This window comes from Streptomyces sp. 796.1 (assembly GCF_047525675.1).
In the GTDB taxonomy this organism is placed as follows: domain Bacteria; phylum Actinomycetota; class Actinomycetes; order Streptomycetales; family Streptomycetaceae; genus Streptomyces.
The window spans coordinates 150,328-169,056 of record NZ_JBLIWA010000002.1; the positions used below are offsets into that span (position 1 = coordinate 150,328).

Consider the following 18,729-nt stretch of genomic DNA (forward strand, 5'->3'; position numbering starts at 1 on the left):
GTTCCCCCAGCAGCCCCACCCGCCCCATACGACCCGTCCGACCCGTCCGCCGAACGGCGCCCCATCGGCCCTCACTCCGCCGAGCCGCGGAGGACCGGGCGGGTGACCAGAGGCGTCAGCGCAGGGGGGCCAGCGGTGGCGGGACGGCCGGCGGGCCCGAAATCGCTTCGCGATCGGGGTCGGTGGGCGACGGCCGGACGAGCCGGGCGAGCCGTCGGTAGGAGTCGAGCATGTCGTCCCGGTCGTAGCTGCTCGTGGTCACCAGCACCTCGTCCGCGTCCGTCCGCGCGATCAGCCCGTCCAGTGCCGTGGCCACCTCGTCCTCGGTGCCGTGCACATGGCCGCGCATCGACTGCTCGTACAGCGCGCGCTCGCGGTCGGTCATCGCCCTGGCCTCGATGGCCTCGGCGGGCTCCAGCGGCGGGAACACCCCGTGGGTGCGCGAGTAGGCGGCCGACCACGCCTCGGGGACGAGTAGCCGCCTCGCCTGTTCGGTGGTCTCGGCGACGGCGACGGTGCCGGCCACCACGACGTACGGTTCCGCCGCCTGCGCCGAGGGGCGGAAGGCTGCTCGATACCGCTCGATGGCCTCCAACATGCGCGCCTCGCCCGCCGCCGCGGCGATCACCAACGGCAGCCCGGCCTGCGCCGCGACCTCCGCCCCCGCACCGGTGGCCAGCACGAACGCGGGCACCTGTAGCCCCTCGGCGGGGCGCGCGTGCACCTCGGGGTGCACCTGCTGTTCGCCGGTGAAGTAGCCGAGCAGCTCGGCGAGTTGCGCGCCGAAGTCGTCGGCCGCTTCCTTGTCCCGGCCGAGTGCGCGCCTGATGCCGTCGGTGAAGCCGACGGACCTGCCGAGGCCCATGTCGATGCGGCCGGGGAAGAGCGAGGCGAGCACCCCGAACTGTTCCGCCACGACCAGCGGCTGGTGGTTGGGCAGCATCACGCCGCCCGTGCCGACCCGGATGCGCCGGGTCGCCGCCGCGACCGCCGCGGCCAGCACGGTCGGCGCCGATCCCGCGACACCCGGCACGCTGTGGTGCTCGGAGACCCAGAACCGGTGGAAGGCGAGTTCCTCCGCGAGCTGGGCGAAGGCGACGGTGTCGCGCAGCGCCTCACCGTGCTCCCGGCCCTGCCGGGTGCGGGAACGGTCGAGTACGGAGAACGGGGTGCTTCTCACGCGTGCGGTCACACAGGTAACAACGTCCTGGGCCGACCAGGATTCCCGCCCCGGCCCCGGCGGCCGGTCACCTCCACCACCAGCCGCCCCAGCCGCACCCGTACCGGCGCCCGCTCCCCACCCCGCCGATCCCGCCCCCGGACGGCCGGCCTCGCCCCCACCCGATACCGCCCCCCGATCCCGCCTCCGCTCGCCCGCTCTCTCCCCCCGGGAAACGGAGGCGGCCCCGCTCACTCCGCGCGACCCGTCCGCCCCGCCCCGACCGCTGGGGCGACAAGGCCCATCCCCCAGCAATCGGGCGAAACAGAACACGCGCAGAACGAACGAGGCCGTCCGTCAGCCGTCAGCCGCCCACCCAGCAGCAGCCGTCAACCAACCAGCAACAGGCGGCAGGCGGCAGGCGCCGCCTGGCCGTCCCGCTCAGCCGTGGTGACCGCCGTGGCCGTGTCCCGGCTTGTGCGGCCGGTTGGGCTGGCGGCGCCACGGGCCGGTGATGGCCAGCATGATGCCGGGCACCTGGATGTTCGCGAACAGCGTGTCCCCGTCCGGCGAGAAGACGACGCCGGTGAACTCGCTGTACGAGGGGTCGTCGGCGCTGCCGATGTTGAGCTCGTTCCGGGCGATCGGGTACGTCTCGCCCTTGTCCGTCGCGCCGAACAGGTGCTGGATGCCGTCGCCGTCCTCGGAGATGATCAGGCCGCCGTACGGGGAGACCGTGATGTTGTCCGGGCCGTCGAAGGCGCCGTCCTTCTCCGGGTCCGGGTTGACGCCGAGCAGCACCTTGAGGGTCAGCGTCCGACGGCGCGGGTCGTAGAACCACACCTGCCCGTCGTGCGCCACCGGGCTCTCGCTACGGGCGAAGGAGGAGACGATGTACGCGCCACCGTCGCCCCACCACATGCCTTCCAGCTTGCGGGCGCGGGTGACCTGGCTGTCCTTGAACTGGCGGCGCACCGACACCGTCTTGGCGTCCCGGTCCGGGACGTTGATCCAGTCCACGCCGTAGACGGTGCCCACCTTGCGGGCCCGCGACAGGTCGTCGACGAACCGGCCGCCCGAGTCGTAGCACTGCGGCGCCTGGAGGACGCCCGCGTCGTCGGCGAGGCGGCGCAGCGAGCGGCGGCCCGGCGTGAAGCCGTGCGGCGGCACCCAGCGGTAGAACAGGCCGTTCGGCTTGTCGGCGTCCTCGGTCAGATAGAAGTGCCCGCGCCGCGGGTCCACCACGACGGCCTCGTGCGCGTACCGGCCGAGCGCCTTGATCGGCTTCGGGTCGTGGTTGGCCTGCGCGTCCACGTCTTCGGCCGCGTGGTGGTGCCGGCGCGGGTGGGCGTACGGGTCGACCTCGAAGACGTAGCCGTGGTCCTTGGTCATGCCGTTCTGGCCGGCCTTGTCCTCGGTCTCCTCGCACGTCAGCCAGGTGCCCCAAGGCGTGCGGCCACCAGCGCAGTTGTTGGAGGTACCGGCGATGCCGACCCACTCGCTGACGTGGTCGCCGTGGCGCGAGACCTCCACGACGGTGCAGCCACCGGCCGCCGCCGGGTCGTACACCAGCCCGTCGACCAGCGGCACCGGGTGCGGCCACTTCGACCGACGCCCGCTCAGCTCGTGGTTGTTGACCAGCAGCGTCGCCCCGCGCGGCCCCTCGAAGGTGGCGGTGCCGTCGTGGTTGGACGGGGTGGACTCGCCGGTCTCCAGCGTGGTCTCACCGGTGCGCGTGATCACCCGGTACGAGAAGCCCTTGGGCAGCGCGAGCAGGCCCTTCGGGTCGGGGACGAGCGGCCCGTAGCCGAGCGTCGGGCGGTGCGGCCCGCGCGCGGTGTCCGCTGCGATCGCACCGGGGGCGGTGGCGAGCACATCGACGGCGCCGATGAGCGCGACACCGGCACCGGTGTACGCGGACTGCTTCGCAAAGTCTCTGCGGGAAAGCGGCATCTTCATCTCCTGGTGGCTGGCCGGATCTATCCGCCTGTCATGCCGCGGCCAGGGTTCCCCGCCCGGCCGAACACCAGTTGAACGCGACACGACATCAGAAGGGCCGCTTGGCCGCACGGTTCGCCCCAATCCTTCCCGGACGTCCATCCTGCGCCACCGCATTCGGCGCCCACTACGCGAAGTTGCGTAGCCCCTGCCCGATTCGAGCACCCTCTCTCGTACGCGCGCCCCGCCGCCCGTCACCCGCCACGCGCCGTACCCGGTACGGACCCTGCCGGGCACGCGCGCCACCCCGCACGGGCGGTGGCGAAACGCCATCCCGAACGCTCGCCGCCGGGCCGACGAACCGCCCCATACAGCCACCATCCGGCCGGCACGCCACCCCGAACCCGCCCCGGCCCCGCACACCACGACCGCCCCGCCCCCGCGGCCCCCGCGCCCCCGGCCCCGCCCGCCCGGCCGCACCAGGCGGCCGGGCGGAGGAGACGGCGAGGACGGGACGGGCAGAAGGGACGGGGCGGAAGAGACAGGGCGATGCAGGGACGAAGGGGGCGGCAGGGCCGACAGCGGCCAGGGCTCCCGTGGCGCGAACGCGCCTCGTCAGTGGCGCGAGCGCGCCTTGAACGCGGCCTTGCGCGCCTCCTTGGCGGCCTTCTTGTCCGGGTGCAGCCGCCCCATGGCCTCCAGGACCTCGGCCGTCGCCGGGTGGTCCACGCGCCACATGGTGTCGAAGAAGGAGTCGTTGCGGTCCACCAGGCCGCGCACCAGGTCCTGGAGCTCCTCCGCCTCACCGCCCGCGGCCAACTGGGCCGCGATGGTGTCCACGGTGAGCCAGAAGACCATCTCCTCCGACGGCTCGGGGATCTCGGCCACGCCGTGCTCGGCCAGCCAGACCCGGGCCAGGCCGCCGAGTTGCCCGTCGTCGAGTACCGCCCGCACCGCCGGCTGCGCCTCCGCGCCGACCAGGATCAGCGCCTGCTGGCAGGTGAGCCGGCGCAGCGGCGCCTCCGGGTCGTCGCCGCGGGCCGCCGCGAGGAGTTCGCCGGCGGCGTCGGCCGGCGCCCGCCCCGCCAGCCACCGCTCCACCTCGGCGCGGGCCGCACCGTCCGGGAAGCCCGGCAGCGCGGCGAGCAGCGTGGGGGCGTCGGCGTCGGCGAGTTCGCCCACGACCGGCGCGTGCACCCCGGCCTCCAGCATCCGCGAGCGCACCGCGTACACGCCGAGCGGGGTGAGCTTGACCATGCCGTAGCGGGCCACGTCCGCGTCGTCCAACTCCGCGTCGGTGAAGGTGCGCTCGGCCTCGGTCACCCGGCCCTCGCCGTCCACCTCCTCGATCAACTCCTCGTCGACCGGCTGGTACTCCACGATGCCGGTCGGCGCGAGCATGCGGAACTGGTCGTCGAGGCGCATCATCGCCTCGGAGACCTCTTCCAGCACCTCGTCGGTCGGCTCGTCCATGTCATCGGGGACGATCATGGAGGCGGCGAGTGCGGGCAGCGGCACCGCGCGGTCGGCGCTCTCCTCGTCCAGCGCCGTGAGCAGATAGAGGTTGCCCAGCACGCCGTCGAGGAAGTCGGCTTCCTCCTCGGGGCTCCAGTCGAGTCCGTCGAGGTCGAGTTCGCCGCCCTCCTGGAGCTGGTCCACCAGGTCGGCGAGGTCGGGCACCGCCGCGTCGGCCAGTACCGTCTCCAGGCCGTCCAGCCAGAGTTCGAGCACCTGCTGCGGGGAGCCGCCGGTGAAGTGGGCCAGTTCGTCGCCGGGGCGTGCGGACCCCTCCGGCTCGTCGCGGCCGTCGGCTTCGGACTGCGCCGGCTCCGCGGCCGGCTCCTCCGCCTCATCGGCGCCGTCCACCTCCACCAGGCCGATGTCCAGGGCGAGCTGCCACGCCTCGGCGGCGTAGCCGGGGCCGTCCTCGTCGTCGTCGAGGCCGAGTTCCTTGACCGCCTCGCGGAGCCCGTCGGCCAGCAGTTCGCCGCCCGCCCCCACCTGCTTCAGCGGTGCGGCCCAGCGGGCGAGGCGCACCGCTCGGACGAAGAGCGGAGCGCTCAGCGCGTCCCGCGCGAGCTCTGCCTCGGTGTGCAGCACGACCGGCGGCATGGTCGGACGATCTTCGGGCATCTGCTGGGTCATCTCCTCGGGGGTCCGGCCACCGAAGACGGGTGACCGCGTGGTGTCCCAGCGTAGACGGATTCGGCCGCGACACTTCGGTTCACCCAGCCGACGTCGACCGTCCACCCGGAACGTCTTGACAACCCCCTGACCTGCACACGAGATTGACGCGCGTAGACATGCGGGGTTCCGCCCGCACGCTCCCGGTGGCCGCGGCGGCCAGGGGGCACCGGCCGGCCACCCACCGGCACCGCCCCGCGCAGCCGCACCACCCAGCCAGCTCCCACCGCTCCCCGCCCGCTCCCGTCCCCACCTGCCCCGCCCGCCATACCGGTGCGCCTGCCCCGCCCGCGCCACTCGCGCTGCCCATCCCTTTCGTTCTGTCTGATCCAGTCCGCCCCAGCCGTCCCGTTCGGAGGCCCATCGCCATGTCGTCCTCGTCCGCCCCGTCGCCGTACCAGAAGCGCTCGCGCACCGGTGCCCGTTCCGCCGCCGTGACCGCGGTGATCACCGCCGCGCTCGCCGCCGGACTGCTGGCCGTGCCGCAGACCGCTTCGGCCGCCGAGATACGCATCCACGACATCCAGGGCACCACCCGGCTCTCGCCGCTGGCCGGCAAGACCGTCACCGACGTGCCCGGCGTGGTGACCGCCGTCCGCGCCTTCGGCTCGGCACGTGGCTTCTGGGTGCAGGACCCGCGCCCCGACCGCGACCCCGCCACCAGCGAGGCGATCTTCGTCTTCACCGGCTCCAGCACGCCGAAGGTGGCCGTGGGCGACGCCGTGGAGGTCTCCGGCACGGTCACCGAGTACTACCCGGGCGGCGAGGACGCCGGCCTCCAGTCGGTGACCGAGCTGACCCGGGCGACGTGGACCGTACGCGCGTCGGGCCAGCCGCTGCCCGCCGCGTTCCGGCTGACCGACGCCACCGTCCCGACCCGGTACGCGCCCGAGACCGCGGACGGCAGCAGCGTCGAGGGGCTGCGGCTCCAGCCGCACCGGTACGCGCTGGACCGGTACGAGGCGTTGGAGGGCATGCGCGTGGTCGTCCACAACGCGCCCGTCGTCGGCGCCACCAGCACCCACAACGAGCTGTGGGTGACCGCCGAACCGTACCGGGGCCGCACCGCCCGCGGCGGCGTGCTCTACGACTCCTACCGGCACCAGAACCCGGGCCGGGTCAAGGTCGCCTCGCTCATCCCCTTCGCCCAGCGCCCGTTCCCGGTGGCGAACGTCAACGACCGGCTGGCCGGCGCCACCGCGGGACCGCTCGACTACGACCAGTTCGGCGGCTACGAGATCCAGGCCACCGAACTCGGCACGCTCGTCGACGGCGGGCTGCGCCCGGAGCGGACCCGCCCGCAGCACGACCGCGAACTGGCCGTGGCCACCTACAACGTGGAGAACCTCTCCCCGAAGACCCCGCAGGCCAAGTTCGACCGGCTGGCCGGGGCACTCGTGCACAACCTGGCCTCGCCCGACGTCGTCGCGCTGGAGGAGGTGCAGGACGACAACGGTCCCACCAACGACTCCGTCGTCACCGCCGACGCGACGCTGCGCCAGCTCACCGAGGCCATCAAGCAGGCGGGCGGCCCGGCCTACGCCTGGCGCCAGATCGACCCGGTCGACGACCAGGACGGCGGCCAGCCCGGCGGCAACATCCGCAACGCCTTCCTCTACAACCCCGAGCGGGTCTCCTTCACCGACACCCCGGGCGGCGACGCGACCACCCCGGTGCGGGTGCTCAACCGCGGCGGCCAGCCCACCCTGTCGGCGTCGCCCGGCCGGATCGACCCGGCGAACGAGGCGTGGCGGGCCAGCCGCAAGCCGCTGGTGGGCGAGTTCGTCTTCCGCGGCAAGCCGGTCTTCGTGGTCGCGAACCACTTCAACTCCAAGGGCGGCGACCAGGGCCTCGACAGCCGCTTCCAGCCGCCGCGACGCAGCTCCGAGGTGCAGCGGATCGCGCAGGCGAAGGCGGTCAACGCGTTCGTCAAGGACGTCGTGGCGATCAAGCCCAGGGCGAGCGTGGTGGTCGCGGGCGACCTCAACGACTTCGCGTTCTCGCCCGCACTCGACGCGCTCACCGACGGCGGCGTCCTCACCGACCTGGTGCAGCACCTGCCCAAGCGGGAGCGGTACGGCTACGTCTACAACGGCAACTCGCAGGTCCTGGACCACATCCTGACCAGCAAGGGGCTGCGCAGGGCGGAGTACGACGTGGTCCACATCAACGCCGAGTTCGCCGACCAGGCCAGCGACCACGACCCGCAGGTCGTCCGCATCCGCCCCTGACCGACCGGCCCCGGACACGCCGGGGGCTGCCCCTCAGCCGGAGGCTGGCCCCGGCTGAGGGGCTGGTGGCCCCGGACACGCCGCCGGCCGTCCCCCGCGCCCGAGGGAGCGCGGAGGACGGCCGGCGGCCTGGCGTGCGGCCCGCCCGACCCGGTACGGATCGGAGATCGTACGGCCCGATCCGTACGGGTCGCAGTCCGTACGGATCGGGCCGGCGCGGGTCAGTTGTGGCTGTGCAGGGCCTCGTTCAGGCCGCCCCAGGAACCCGAGCGCTGGAGCGCCTCCACCCGGCCGGTGGTGGAGTTGCGGCGGAACAGCAGGTTGTTGACGCCCGACAGGTCGAGCGCCTTGACGACCTCGCCGTCCGGGAGCGTCACCCGGGTGCCGGCGGTGACGTACAGACCGGCCTCCACCACGCAGTCGTCGCCCAGCGCGATGCCGATGCCGGCCTCGGCGCCCAGCAGGCAGCGCTCGCCGATGGAGACGATCTGCTTGCCGCCGCCGGAGAGCGTGCCCATGATCGAGGCGCCGCCGCCGATGTCGGAGCCGTCGCCGACGACGACGCCCGCGCTGATCCGGCCCTCGACCATCGAGGTGCCGAGCGTGCCGGCGTTGAAGTTGACGAAGCCCTCGTGCATCACGGTGGTGCCGGCCGCCAGGTGGGCGCCGAGCCGGACCCGGTCGGCGTCGCCGATCCGCACCCCGGCCGGGGTCACGTAGTCGGTCATCCGCGGGAACTTGTCCACGCTCGTCACCTGGAGGTGCAGCCCCTCGGCGCGGGCCGCCAGCCGCACCCGCTCCACCTGGTCCACCGGGACCGGGCCGAGCGAGGTCCAGGCCACGTTGGCCAGCAGCCCGAAGAGCCCGTCCAGGCTCAGCCCGTGCGGGCGCACCAGCCGGTGGCTGAGCAGGTGCAGGCGCAGGTACGCGTCGTGGGCGTCCAGCGGCTTGTCGTCGAGCGAGGCGATGACCGTACGGACGGCCACGACCTCGACGCCGCGGCGCAGGTCGGCGCCGAGGGTGGCGGGCGCGCCGGCGCCCAGGAGTTCGGCCACCCGCTCGGCGTCGGTGATCCGCTCGGTGCCGGCCGGGCCGGGCTCGGCGGTCAGGACGGGGGCCGGGAACCAGGTGTCGAGTACGGTGCCGTCCTCGCTGAGGGTGGCGAGCCCGGCGGCGACGGCGCCGGTCGTGCGGTGAGTTGCTGCGTCGGTCATGTTCGAACGCTAACCGGAGGCGGCCCACCGAAGCGAACCGGTCCCGGCCATCGGACCCACCCGGGCCCACCCGGGGCACGGCGGGAAGTCCCGTACCGGCCCGGTCGAGCCCTGAGGTTCCCGTACCGGCCTCAGTCGAGCAGCGTGACCTTCGGGCGCAGCACGCAGAACTCGTTACCCTCCGGATCGGCAAGAACGCGCCACGTCACGTCCGGTCCCTGCCCGACGTCGGCCGGGCGAGCGCCCAGCGCGATGATGCGATCGACCTCGGCCTGCTGGTCGCCGTCCGGAGTGACGTCGAAGTGCAGGCGGTTCTTGCCCGCCTTCGCCTCCGGCACGGGAAGGAAGGCGATCCCGGGCAGTGTGGTGGCGTCCACGCTGATCACGACCTCCTCGGCGTCCTCGTACACGATCTGCCAGCCCAGGACCTGGGCCCAGAAGGTGGCGAGCCCCTTGGGGTCGTGTGCGTCCACGGCGATCTGATACAGCGAAACGGCCATGCCCACCAGTGTGCCTGGCTGGCATGGCCGTGTCAGCGTTGAGATCACCCCGACGGGCCGGAACGACCGTTCGCCGGGCCAGAGCCCAAGGACACCGGCCGACCCCCGCGGGTCAGCCACGGGAGGCCGGCACCCGGAACTCAGACGTTGAAGCCCAGCGCCCGAAGCTGCTCCCGACCGTCATCGGTGATCTTGTCCGGGCCCCACGGCGGCATCCAGACCCAGTTGATCCGCAGCTCGTTGACGATGCCCTCGGTGGCCGACTTCGCCTGGTCCTCGATGACGTCGGTCAGCGGACAGGCCGCCGACGTCAGCGTCATGTCGAGAGTGGCGATGTTGGCATCGTCGATGTGGATGCCATAGATCAGCCCCAGGTTGACGACGTCGATGCCCAGCTCAGGGTCGACCACGTCGTACAGCGCCTCGCGGACCTCCTCCTCGCTGGCGGGCTTGGTGGTCGTTGCGTTCTCGCTCATGCGCTCTTCCTTCCCGTGCCCTCGCCCAGGGCCTGGGCCGTGGCGTCCTTCCAGGCCATCCAGCTCAGCAGCGCGCACTTGACCCGCGCCGGATACTTCGAGACCCCCGCGAACGCCACAGCGTCCTCCAGGACCTCTTCCATCGCCTCATCCGGCTCGATCTTGCCCTTGGACTGCATCAGCTCCAGGAAGGTCTCCTGGACCGTGCGGGCCTCGGCAAGCTCCTTGCCCACCAACAGTTCGTTGAGCACCGAGGCGCTCGCCTGGCTGATGGAACAGCCCTGCCCCTCGTACGACACGTCGGCGATGGTCTCGCCGTCCAGCCGTACGCGCAGCGTGATCTCATCACCACAGGTCGGGTTGACATGGTGCACTTCGGCATCGCCATCCCGAAGCCCCCGGCCGTGCGGGTGCTTGTAGTGGTCCAGGATGACGTCCTGGTACATCGAATCCAGCTTCACGAGTCAGCAGCCCCTACCCGAAGAAGTTCCGAACGTGCTCCAGCCCCTCGACCAAGGCATCGACCTCGGCCGGCGTGGAGTACAGATAGAACGACGCCCGCGTGGTCGCCGGAATTCCGTACCGCAGGCAGACGGGGCGGGCACAGTGGTGACCCACGCGGACCGCGATGCCCTGCTCGTCCAGCACCTGGCCCACGTCGTGCGGGTGGATGTCGCCGAGCGTGAAGGAGATCGCGGCGCCACGGTCCTCGGCCGTGGTCGGGCCGATGATCCGCAGGTCGGGGACGTCCTGGAAGCGACGCACGGCGTACTCGGTGATCGCGTGCTCGTGCGCTTCTATGCGGTCCATGCCGATCGCCGACAGGTAGTCCACGGCCGCGCCGAGGCCGACGGCCTGGGCGATCGGGGGCGTGCCCGCCTCGAACTTGTGCGGCGCCGGCGCGTACGTCGAGGAGTGCATCGAGACGGTTTCGATCATCTCGCCACCACCGAGGAAGGGCGGCAGGTCCTCCAGGAGTTCCTGGCGGCCCCACAGCACTCCGATGCCGGTTGGCGCGCACATCTTGTGGCCGGTGAAGGCCACGAAGTCGGCCTGCAACGCCTGCACGTCGAGCACCATGTGCGGCGCCGCCTGCGAGGCGTCGATCAGCACCAGGGCGCCGACCTCCTGCGCGCGGCGCACGATGGCCTCGACCGGGTTGATGGTGCCCAGGATGTTGGAGACCAGCACGAACGAGACGATCTTCGTCTGGGGCGTGATGATCTCGTCGATGTTGGACAGGTCGAGCCGGCCGTCGTCGGTGAGCCCGAACCACTTCAGCTTCGCGCCCGTGCGCTGCGAGAGCAGTTGCCACGGGACGATGTTGGAGTGGTGCTCCATCTCCGTGATGACGATCTCGGTGTCCTGGTCCACGCGGTAGGGCTCGTCGGCCCAGCCCAGCATGTTGGCCACCAGGTTCAGCGACTCGGAGGCGTTCTTGGTGAAGATCACCTCGTCGCGGCTGGGCGCGTTGATGAAGGCCGCGACCTTGTCGCGCGCGCCCTCGTACAGCGCGGTGGCCTCTTCGGCCAGCACGTGCACGCCGCGGTGCACGTTGGAGTTGTGCCGCTCGTAGTACGCGTTGAGGGCGTCGAGGACCTGGCGCGGCTTCTGCGAGGTCGCCGCGTTGTCCAGGTAGACGAGCCTCTTGCCGTCGTGGACCGCACGGTCCAGGACGGGGAAGTCCTTACGGATCGCCTCGGTGTCGAGGAGGCCCGGCAGCAGTGTCACGCCCCTCCCCTTTCGGTGGTCGCTTGGCCCGCGCGGCCCGGCCCCGCCGCCGTGCAGCGGCGGAGCGCGGCCCGCGGGTCGCGGAACTTCCGCGGGCCGGTGGCCTCGCGTGCGGGGGTCACGAGTTCGCGCCGCCCTTCACGTACGCCTCGTAGCCCTCATTCTCCAACTTGTCGGCGAGCTCCGCGCCACCGGACTCGGCGATCCGGCCCTGCGCGAAGACGTGCACGAAGTCGGGCTTGATGTACCGCAGGATGCGGGTGTAGTGCGTGATCAGCAGGGTGCCGACCTCGCCGCCCTCGCGCACCCGGTTGACGCCCTCGGAGACGACGCGCAGCGCGTCGACGTCCAGGCCCGAGTCCGTCTCGTCCAAGATCGCGACCTTGGGCTTGAGCAGTTCGAGCTGGAGGATCTCGTGGCGCTTCTTCTCACCGCCGGAGAAGCCCTCGTTGACGTTGCGCTCGGCGAACGCGGGGTCGATGGAGAGCCGCTCCATGGCCTCCTTGACCTCCTTGACCCACAGCCGCAGCTTGGGGGCCTCGCCGCGGACGGCGGTGGCGGAGGTGCGCAGGAAGTTGGAGACGGAGACGCCGGGCACCTCGACCGGGTACTGCATGGCGAGGAAGACGCCGGCCCGGGCCCGCTCGTCGACGGACATCTCCAGGACGTCCTCGCCGTCGAGGGTGACGGTGCCGCCGGTGACGGTGTACTTCGGGTGCCCCGCGAGGGAGTACGCGAGGGTGGACTTGCCGGAGCCGTTCGGGCCCATGATCGCGTGCGTCTCGCCCTGCTTCACGGTCAGGTCGACGCCGCGCAGGATCTCCCGGGGCCCGTTCTCGGCCTCGACGGAGACGTGCAGGTCGTTGATCTCAAGCGTTGCCATGGGTTGCCTCAGGACTCCTGGGTGACGGAGACGAGCACAGAAGCCTCTGGGCCGTCCCCTTCGATCTTGACGGGGTATACGGGTACGGGGCGCGTCGCGGGCAGCCCGGACGGCTTGCCGGTGCGCAGGTCGAAGCTCGACCCGTGCAGCCAGCACTCGATGGCGCAGTCGTCCACCTCGCCCTCGGACAGCGAGACGTTCGCGTGCGAGCAGATGTCGTTGATCGCGAACACCTCGCCCTCGGTGCGCACGAGCGAGACGGGCACGCCGTCCAGCTCCACGCGCTTGGGGGTGTCCTCTTCGAGCTCGCCCAGCGCGCAAGCCCGTACGAACGGGGTGCTGCTCATCCGACGGACGCCTCCAGTTCCGCCTCGATCTTGGCGAGCAGGCGGTCCTCGATGTCCGGGATGCCGATCTGCTGGACCAGCTCGGCGAAGAAGCCGCGGACGACCAGGCGCCGGGCCTCGTCGGCGGGGATGCCGCGGGCCATCAGGTAGAAGAGCTGTTCGTCGTCGAACCTGCCGGTGGCCGAGGCGTGTCCGGCGCCGACGATCTCGCCGGTCTCGATCTCCAGGTTCGGCACCGAGTCGACCCGGGCACCGTCGCTGAGCACCAAGTTCCGGTTGAGCTCGTAGGTGTCGGTGCCCTCGGCCGCGGCCCGGATGAGCACGTCGCCGATCCACACCGCGTGCGCGGCCTGGCCCTGGAGCGCGCCCTTGTAGACCACGTTGCTCCGGCAGTGCGGGGTGTCGTGGTCGACGAAGAGCCGGTGCTCCTGGTGCTGGCCGTCGTCGGTGAAGTACAGGCCGAACAGCTCGGCCTCGCCGCCGGGACCGCCGTAGATCACCCGCGGGTGCAGCCGGACCAGGTCGCCGCCGAAGGTGACGACGACCGACTTGAACGTGGCGTCGCGGCCCACCAGCGCGGTGTGCTGCGCGACGTGCACCGCGGTGTCGTCCCAGTCCTGCACGGAGACGACGGTCAGCTTGGCGCCGTCCCCGATCACGAACTCGACGTTGGCGGCGAGCGTCGCGTCGCCGGTGTGGTCGATGACCACCACCGCCTCGGCGAAGTTGCCGACCTCGACCAGTTGGTGGCCGTAGACCACGCCGCCCTCGCCGTGCACGGAGATCCGCACCGGCTCGGTGAGCACCGCGTCCTTGGGCACGGAGATCACGGACGCCTTCTCGAAGGCGCTGTACGCCTGCGCGGCGACGCGGTCCACCGGCTTGCCGGCCCGGCCGAGCCGGGGGTCCTCGCGGTCCACGGTCTCCACGGTGACGCCCTCGGGCGCCGCCACCTCGGCCCGCAGCGCGCCGCTGGCCTCCGCGGTGCCGTCGTGCAGGCCCCGCAGCCGCTCCAGCGGCGTGAACCGCCACTCCTCCTCGCGGCCGTGCGGCACCGGGAAGTCCGCCACGTCGTACGAGGCGGGGGCGCTGACCCTGGCGTCGATGGGCTGCTGCGGCCCGCCGACCTGAATGGCGCCGTCGGTCGTGCTACCGGCGGGAGTGTTCTCAGCCATGGCTGTCGTGGTGCTCTCTCTCTACGTCAGAAAACGGTGCTGCGTCAGCGGTGCGCGGGGCGGCGTCAGCCGACCGCGCCCTCCATTTGCAGCTCGATCAGCCGGTTGAGCTCCAGCGCGTACTCCATCGGCAGCTCGCGGGCGATCGGCTCGACGAAGCCCCGGACGATCATGGCCATCGCCTCGTCCTCGGACAGGCCACGGCTCATCAGGTAGAAGAGCTGGTCGTCGCTGACCTTGGAGACGGTCGCCTCGTGGCCCATGGACACGTCGTCCTCGCGGACGTCCACGTACGGGTAGGTGTCCGAGCGCGAGATGGTGTCCACCAGGAGCGCGTCACAGAGCACGTTCGACTTGGAGCCGTGCGCGCCCTCGCCGATCTCGATCAGACCGCGGTAGGAGGTGCGGCCACCGCCGCGGGCCACCGACTTGGAGACGATGTTCGAGGAGGTGTTCGGCGCCATGTGCACCATCTTGGCGCCGGCGTCCTGGTGCTGGCCGGAGCCGGAGAAGGCGATGGAGAGCGTCTCGCCCTTGGCGTGCTCGCCCATCAGGTAGACGGCCGGGTACTTCATGGTGACCTTGGAGCCGATGTTGCCGTCGACCCACTCCATGGTCGCGCCCTCGTAGGCCACGGCGCGCTTGGTGACCAGGTTGTAGACGTTGTTCGACCAGTTCTGGATGGTCGTGTAGCGGCAGCGACCACCCTTCTTGACGATGATCTCCACGACCGCGCTGTGCAGCGAGTCGGAGGAGTAGATCGGGGCGGTGCAGCCCTCGACGTAGTGCACGTAGGCGTTCTCGTCGACGATGATCAGCGTCCGCTCGAACTGGCCCATGTTCTCCGTGTTGATGCGGAAGTAGGCCTGGAGCGGGATGTCGACGTGCACGCCCGGCGGGACGTAGATGAACGAGCCACCGGACCAGACGGCCGTGTTCAGCGCGGCGAACTTGTTGTCGCCGGCCGGGATCACGGTGCCGAAGTACTCCTGGAAGAGCTCCGGGTGCTCCTTGAGCGCCGTGTCGGTGTCCAGGAACAGCACGCCCTGCTCCTCCAGGTCCTCACGGATCTGGTGGTAGACGACCTCCGACTCGTACTGCGCGGCGACACCGGCGACCAGGCGCTGCTTCTCGGCCTCCGGGATGCCCAGCTTGTCGTAGGTGTTCTTGATGTCCTCGGGCAGGTCTTCCCAGCTCGCGGCCTGCTTCTCGGTGGAGCGGACGAAGTACTTGATGTTGTCGAAGTCGATGCCCGACAGGTCCGAGCCCCAGGTGGGCATCGGCTTCTTGCCGAACAGCTTGAGGCCCTTGAGCCGGAGCTTCAGCATCCACTCGGGCTCGGACTTCTTCCCGGAGATGTCGCGTACGACCTCTTCGGAGAGGCCGCGCTTGGCAGCGGCGCCGGCGGCGTCGGAGTCGGCCCAGCCGTATTCGTACGTGCCCAGGCCCTCAAGCTCGGGGTGAGCAGTCTCCGTGGGGAGAGTCATGCGGGTTTCCTCCCGGACGTGCTTGCGGATGCTGTGGTGTTCTTCTTGGGAATGAACGTCGTGCACACCCCGTCGCCGTGGGCGATGGTGGCCAGACGTTGCACATGAGTCCCGAGCAGGTGGGAGAAGACCTCGGTCTCCGCCTCACAGAGCTGCGGGAACTGCTCGGCGACATGCGCAACCGGACAGTGGTGCTGGCAGAGCTGTTCACCCAAGCGAGGGTTAGGCGCGCTGCGCGCCGTAGCAGCGTACCCGTCAGCGGTCAATGCCTTGGCCAGGGCCTCCGTGCGGGACTCCGGGGCCGCCGCCTCGATGGCCGCCCGATACCCCGCCGCCTGCGCGGCCAGCCGCGCCCGAGCGAACGCCGCGACCGCGGCCTCGCCCATCTCGCCGCCGCCGGCCGACTGCGCGATCCAGCGCAGGGCGTCGGCGGCCAGTTGGTCATAGGCCTGGTCGAAGGCGTCCCGGCCACAGTCGGTCAGGGCGAAGACCTTGGCCGGCCGGCCACGGCCGCGCGCGCCGTAGACCCGCTGTTCGCGGGGTTCGACGATGCCCTCGGTCACCAGGGTGTCCAGATGGCGGCGGACGGCGGCCTGGGTGAGCTTGAGCCGCCGTGCGATGTCGGCCGTCGTGGAAGGGCCGTGGTCGAGGATCGAACGCGCGACCCGGTTGCGGGTGCTGCGCTGGTCGTCGTGGGCGGATACGGGAGACGCGCCGGCCCCCGCGGCCGGCGGGGCCGCGGACTCCTGGTGCTCGCTCGCGTATTTCACAACGCCATTGTTGCGTAATTATCCGGAGCGAGACAACCCGCCCCCGGAGCGGAGCTCGGTGGGGTGCGTCACTTAGGGAAACCTAAGTTGACCTGCGCAAATGATCACCGGTGACCCGTCTGACCAGGCCATCCGGCGCTCGGGGAGCGCCCCGCGGGCAGGCCGTGACCACCTCGCGGACATCCCACGGACACCCCGCAGACCCACGCGCCCGCCGCCGCCACCGCCCCGCCGAACTGCCCGAACGGAAGACACCGAACGTGCCGGACGACGCCGAGCAGGATCGAGCAAGCCCTCAGACGACCAAGGAAGGAAAGGCCAGGGAAGGCCGAGGAGTACCGAGGAGTACCGACGGGCACCCGGGCGCGGGCGAACCGGCGGCGGCTCGGCGACCGGCCACTTTATGCCGCTGGTCAGACCGGCCGGCGCCCCGGGTGGGGTGCCCGTGCCGCCGGCCGGGATGCGGGCGGGGTCACAGCCGGCCGCGCGGGCGGGCTCCGGGCCGACCGCAGGTGCGGGCTCCGGGCTTGCCGCAGGTGCAGGCTCCGGGCCGACCGGTGCGGGGGTACGGGGCGGAGACGCCGGGCGGGGACGTCGAGGGCGGAAGCGCCGGACGGGAGTCCGGGCCAGCCGCGCGGACGGAGGCACGGGGCAGAGGCGCCGGGCGGGGACGTCGAGCGGGAGCACCGGGCCGGGACGCCGGAGGCGGAGGTACGGGGCAGAAGCGCCAAGCCGGAGCGCCGGGCAGGGGCGCCCGGCCCCGCGGCGGTCGGCCCGGGCCAGCACGGACCTGCCGCCCGAACCGCCGGCGCGCCTTCGTAGACTGCGGCCCATGCGAGAAGAGCCCTCCCCCAGCCACCTCAGCGGGCCGGCGTCGGGGGAAGCCGCCGGGGAGGCGCCGGCGGTCGAGATCGTCGGCCTGGTCAAGCGGTACGGGACGAAGACGGCGGTCGACGGCCTCTCGCTGACCGTCGCCCGCGGCGCCGTCACCGCCGTGCTCGGCCCCAACGGCGCCGGCAAGACCACCACCATCGAGACCTGCGAGGGGTACCGACGGCCGGACGCCGGCACCGTACGGGTGCTCGGGCTCGACCCGGTCGCGGACGCGTCCGCGCTGCGCCCGCGCATCGGCGTGATGCTCCAGTCCGGCGGCGTCTACCCCGGCGCCCGCGCCGCCGAGATGCTGCGCCACACCGCATCGCTGCACGCCCACCCGGTGGACGTGGACACCCTGATCACCCGGCTCGGCCTGGAGGGCTGCGGCCGTACCACCTACCGCCGGCTCTCCGGCGGCCAGCAGCAGCGGTTGGCGCTGGCCATGGCCGTGGTCGGCCGGCCCGAGCTGGTCTTCCTGGACGAGCCGACCGCCGGGCTCGACCCGCAGGCCCGCCGGGCCACCTGGGACCTGGTGCGCGAGTTGCGCGCGGACGGGGTGGGCGTCGTCCTCACCACCCACCACATGGACGAGGCGGAACAGCTCGCCGACCAGGTGCACATCATCGACGCCGGCAAGGTGATCGCCTCCGGCAGCCCGGAGGAGCTGTGCCGCGGCGGCGCGGAGAACTCGCTGCGCTTCACCGGCCGACCCGGGCTCGACCTGGCCTCGCTGCTGAAGGCGCTGCCGGCCGAGTGCACGGCGGCCGAGCTGGTGCCCGGCTCGTACCGGGTGACCGGGAACGTCACGCCGCAGTTGCTGGCGACCGTGACCTCCTGGTGCGCCCAGCACGGGGTGCTGCCCGACCGGCTCTCGGTGGAGCGGCACACCCTGGAGGACGTCTTTCTGGAGCTGACCGGCAAGGAGTTGCGCGCGTGATGGCCGAGACCGCTGACCCGACCGGCCCGGGGGGCGCCGCCGACCGCAAGGGCGCCGCCGGCACCTTCGCGCCGCGTCCGGGCGCCGCGCCGCTGGGGCGGATGATCAGGGCGCAGGCGGCGCTGGAGACCCGGCTGCTGCTGCGCAACGGCGAACAACTGCTGCTCGTGATCATCATCCCGACCCTGCTGCTGACCCTGTTCAGCCTCGTCGACGTGGTGGACACCGGCGACGGGGACGCGGTGGACTTCCTGGCGCCCGGCGTGCTGGCGCTCGCGGTGCTCTCCACGGCGTTCACCGGGCAGGCCATCGCGACCGGCTTCGAGCGGCGGTACGGGGTGCTCAAGCGGCTCGGCGCGTCTCCGCTGCCGCGGTGGGGCCTGATGGCGGCCAAGACCTGCGCCGTCCTGGTCACCGAGGTGCTCCAGATCGCCCTGCTGACCGCGGTCGCGCTGGCGCTCGGCTGGTCGCCGCACGGCAACCCGGCCACCGTCGCGCTGCTCCTGCTGCTCGGCACCGCGGCCTTCTCCGGCCTCGGGCTGCTCATGGCCGGCACCCTCAAGGCCGAGGTCACACTGGCGGCGGCCAACCTCGTCTTCCTGCTGCTGCTCTTCGGCGGCGGGGTCATCGTGCCGCTGTCGAAGTTCCCCGACGGCCTGGCGGACGCGCTGCACCTGCTGCCGGTCGCCGCGCTCTCCGACGGCCTGCGCGACGTCCTGCGGGACGGCGCCGGCGTGCCCTGGTCGGACCTCGGCATCCTGGCCGTCTGGGCAGTGCTCGGCCTCGGCGCCGCGGGCCGGTTCTTCCGCTGGGAGTAGAGG

16 protein-coding genes are annotated in these 18,729 nt (G+C 72.0%); 3 read left to right on the forward strand and 13 right to left on the reverse strand.

All coding sequences use genetic code 11. The features are described from left to right. Window positions 1-115: 115 nt before the first annotated feature. From ACMA1D_RS02225 to ACMA1D_RS02235, 3 genes are all read right to left on the reverse strand, one after another. Window positions 116-1,180, reverse strand: a complete 1,065-nt coding sequence (locus ACMA1D_RS02225) for an MsnO8 family LLM class oxidoreductase (RefSeq protein ID WP_414722131.1) — start codon at window positions 1,178-1,180, stop codon at window positions 116-118. 420 nt (window positions 1,181-1,600) lie between these two features. Continuing rightward, window positions 1,601-3,112 (reverse strand): alkaline phosphatase PhoX, encoded by a 1,512-nt coding sequence (locus ACMA1D_RS02230; protein ID WP_414722132.1) that lies wholly within the window; start codon window positions 3,110-3,112, stop codon window positions 1,601-1,603. Window positions 3,113-3,712: 600 nt separating this feature from the next. Then, window positions 3,713-5,230 carry a hypothetical protein gene (locus ACMA1D_RS02235; protein ID WP_414722242.1) on the reverse strand — a complete coding sequence of 506 codons (1,518 nt, stop codon included), beginning with the start codon at window positions 5,228-5,230 and terminating at the stop codon, window positions 3,713-3,715. 419 nt (window positions 5,231-5,649) lie between these two features. On the opposite strand from ACMA1D_RS02235, the gene ACMA1D_RS02240 reads away from it, so the two are divergent. After that, window positions 5,650-7,512 (forward strand): endonuclease/exonuclease/phosphatase family protein, encoded by a 1,863-nt coding sequence (locus ACMA1D_RS02240; RefSeq protein WP_414722133.1) that lies wholly within the window; start codon window positions 5,650-5,652, stop codon window positions 7,510-7,512. Window positions 7,513-7,733: 221 nt separating this feature from the next. Here the strand turns inward: ACMA1D_RS02240 and dapD are convergent, their stop codons facing one another. The 10 genes from dapD to ACMA1D_RS02290 form a co-directional block, all read right to left on the reverse strand. Next, window positions 7,734-8,726, reverse strand: coding sequence for a 2,3,4,5-tetrahydropyridine-2,6-dicarboxylate N-succinyltransferase (dapD, locus tag ACMA1D_RS02245; protein WP_414722134.1), 993 nt, complete (start codon window positions 8,724-8,726; stop codon window positions 7,734-7,736). Between the two features lie 131 nt (window positions 8,727-8,857). Next, a complete protein-coding gene (locus tag ACMA1D_RS02250) occupies window positions 8,858-9,226 on the reverse strand; it encodes a VOC family protein (protein WP_414722135.1) in 369 nt (122 codons plus the stop codon). A gap of 140 nt (window positions 9,227-9,366) precedes the next feature. After that, on the reverse strand, window positions 9,367-9,702 hold the full coding sequence (locus ACMA1D_RS02255; protein WP_349991056.1) for a metal-sulfur cluster assembly factor: 336 nt from the start codon (window positions 9,700-9,702) through the stop codon (window positions 9,367-9,369). Continuing rightward, window positions 9,699-10,163 carry a Fe-S cluster assembly sulfur transfer protein SufU gene (sufU, locus tag ACMA1D_RS02260; RefSeq protein WP_414722136.1) on the reverse strand — a complete coding sequence of 155 codons (465 nt, stop codon included), beginning with the start codon at window positions 10,161-10,163 and terminating at the stop codon, window positions 9,699-9,701. Before sufU ends, ACMA1D_RS02255 begins: the two co-directional genes overlap by 4 nt. A 13-nt stretch (window positions 10,164-10,176) precedes the next feature. Beyond that, window positions 10,177-11,433, reverse strand: a complete 1,257-nt coding sequence (locus tag ACMA1D_RS02265; protein WP_414722137.1) for a cysteine desulfurase — start codon at window positions 11,431-11,433, stop codon at window positions 10,177-10,179. A 118-nt stretch (window positions 11,434-11,551) separates the two neighbouring features. After that, a complete protein-coding gene (gene sufC / locus ACMA1D_RS02270) occupies window positions 11,552-12,316 on the reverse strand; it encodes a Fe-S cluster assembly ATPase SufC (protein ID WP_414722138.1) in 765 nt (254 codons plus the stop codon). A gap of 8 nt (window positions 12,317-12,324) precedes the next feature. Then, entirely contained in the window at window positions 12,325-12,663 is a 339-nt protein-coding gene (locus ACMA1D_RS02275) for a non-heme iron oxygenase ferredoxin subunit (RefSeq protein ID WP_349991049.1), read from the reverse strand. Further along, entirely contained in the window at window positions 12,660-13,838 is a 1,179-nt protein-coding gene (gene sufD / locus ACMA1D_RS02280; RefSeq protein ID WP_414722139.1) for a Fe-S cluster assembly protein SufD, read from the reverse strand. The genes ACMA1D_RS02275 and sufD overlap by 4 nt, the downstream gene beginning before the upstream one ends. Before the next feature lie 65 nt (window positions 13,839-13,903). After that, window positions 13,904-15,325 carry a Fe-S cluster assembly protein SufB gene (gene sufB, locus ACMA1D_RS02285; protein WP_414722140.1) on the reverse strand — a complete coding sequence of 474 codons (1,422 nt, stop codon included), beginning with the start codon at window positions 15,323-15,325 and terminating at the stop codon, window positions 13,904-13,906. Further along, window positions 15,322-16,095, reverse strand: a complete 774-nt coding sequence (locus ACMA1D_RS02290) for a helix-turn-helix transcriptional regulator (RefSeq protein WP_414722141.1) — start codon at window positions 16,093-16,095, stop codon at window positions 15,322-15,324. The genes sufB and ACMA1D_RS02290 overlap by 4 nt, the downstream gene beginning before the upstream one ends. An 832-nt stretch (window positions 16,096-16,927) precedes the next feature. Between ACMA1D_RS02290 and ACMA1D_RS02295 the strand changes: the two genes are divergently transcribed. Both ACMA1D_RS02295 and ACMA1D_RS02300 read left to right on the forward strand, forming a co-directional pair. Next, a complete protein-coding gene (locus ACMA1D_RS02295; protein WP_414722142.1) occupies window positions 16,928-17,908 on the forward strand; it encodes an ABC transporter ATP-binding protein in 981 nt (326 codons plus the stop codon). Beyond that, the gene (locus ACMA1D_RS02300) at window positions 17,908-18,726 is read left to right on the forward strand and encodes an ABC transporter permease (RefSeq protein WP_414722143.1); all 819 of its coding nucleotides are present in this window, start codon (window positions 17,908-17,910) and stop codon (window positions 18,724-18,726) included. The genes ACMA1D_RS02295 and ACMA1D_RS02300 overlap by 1 nt, the downstream gene beginning before the upstream one ends. The last annotated feature ends 3 nt before the right edge of the window (window positions 18,727-18,729 follow it).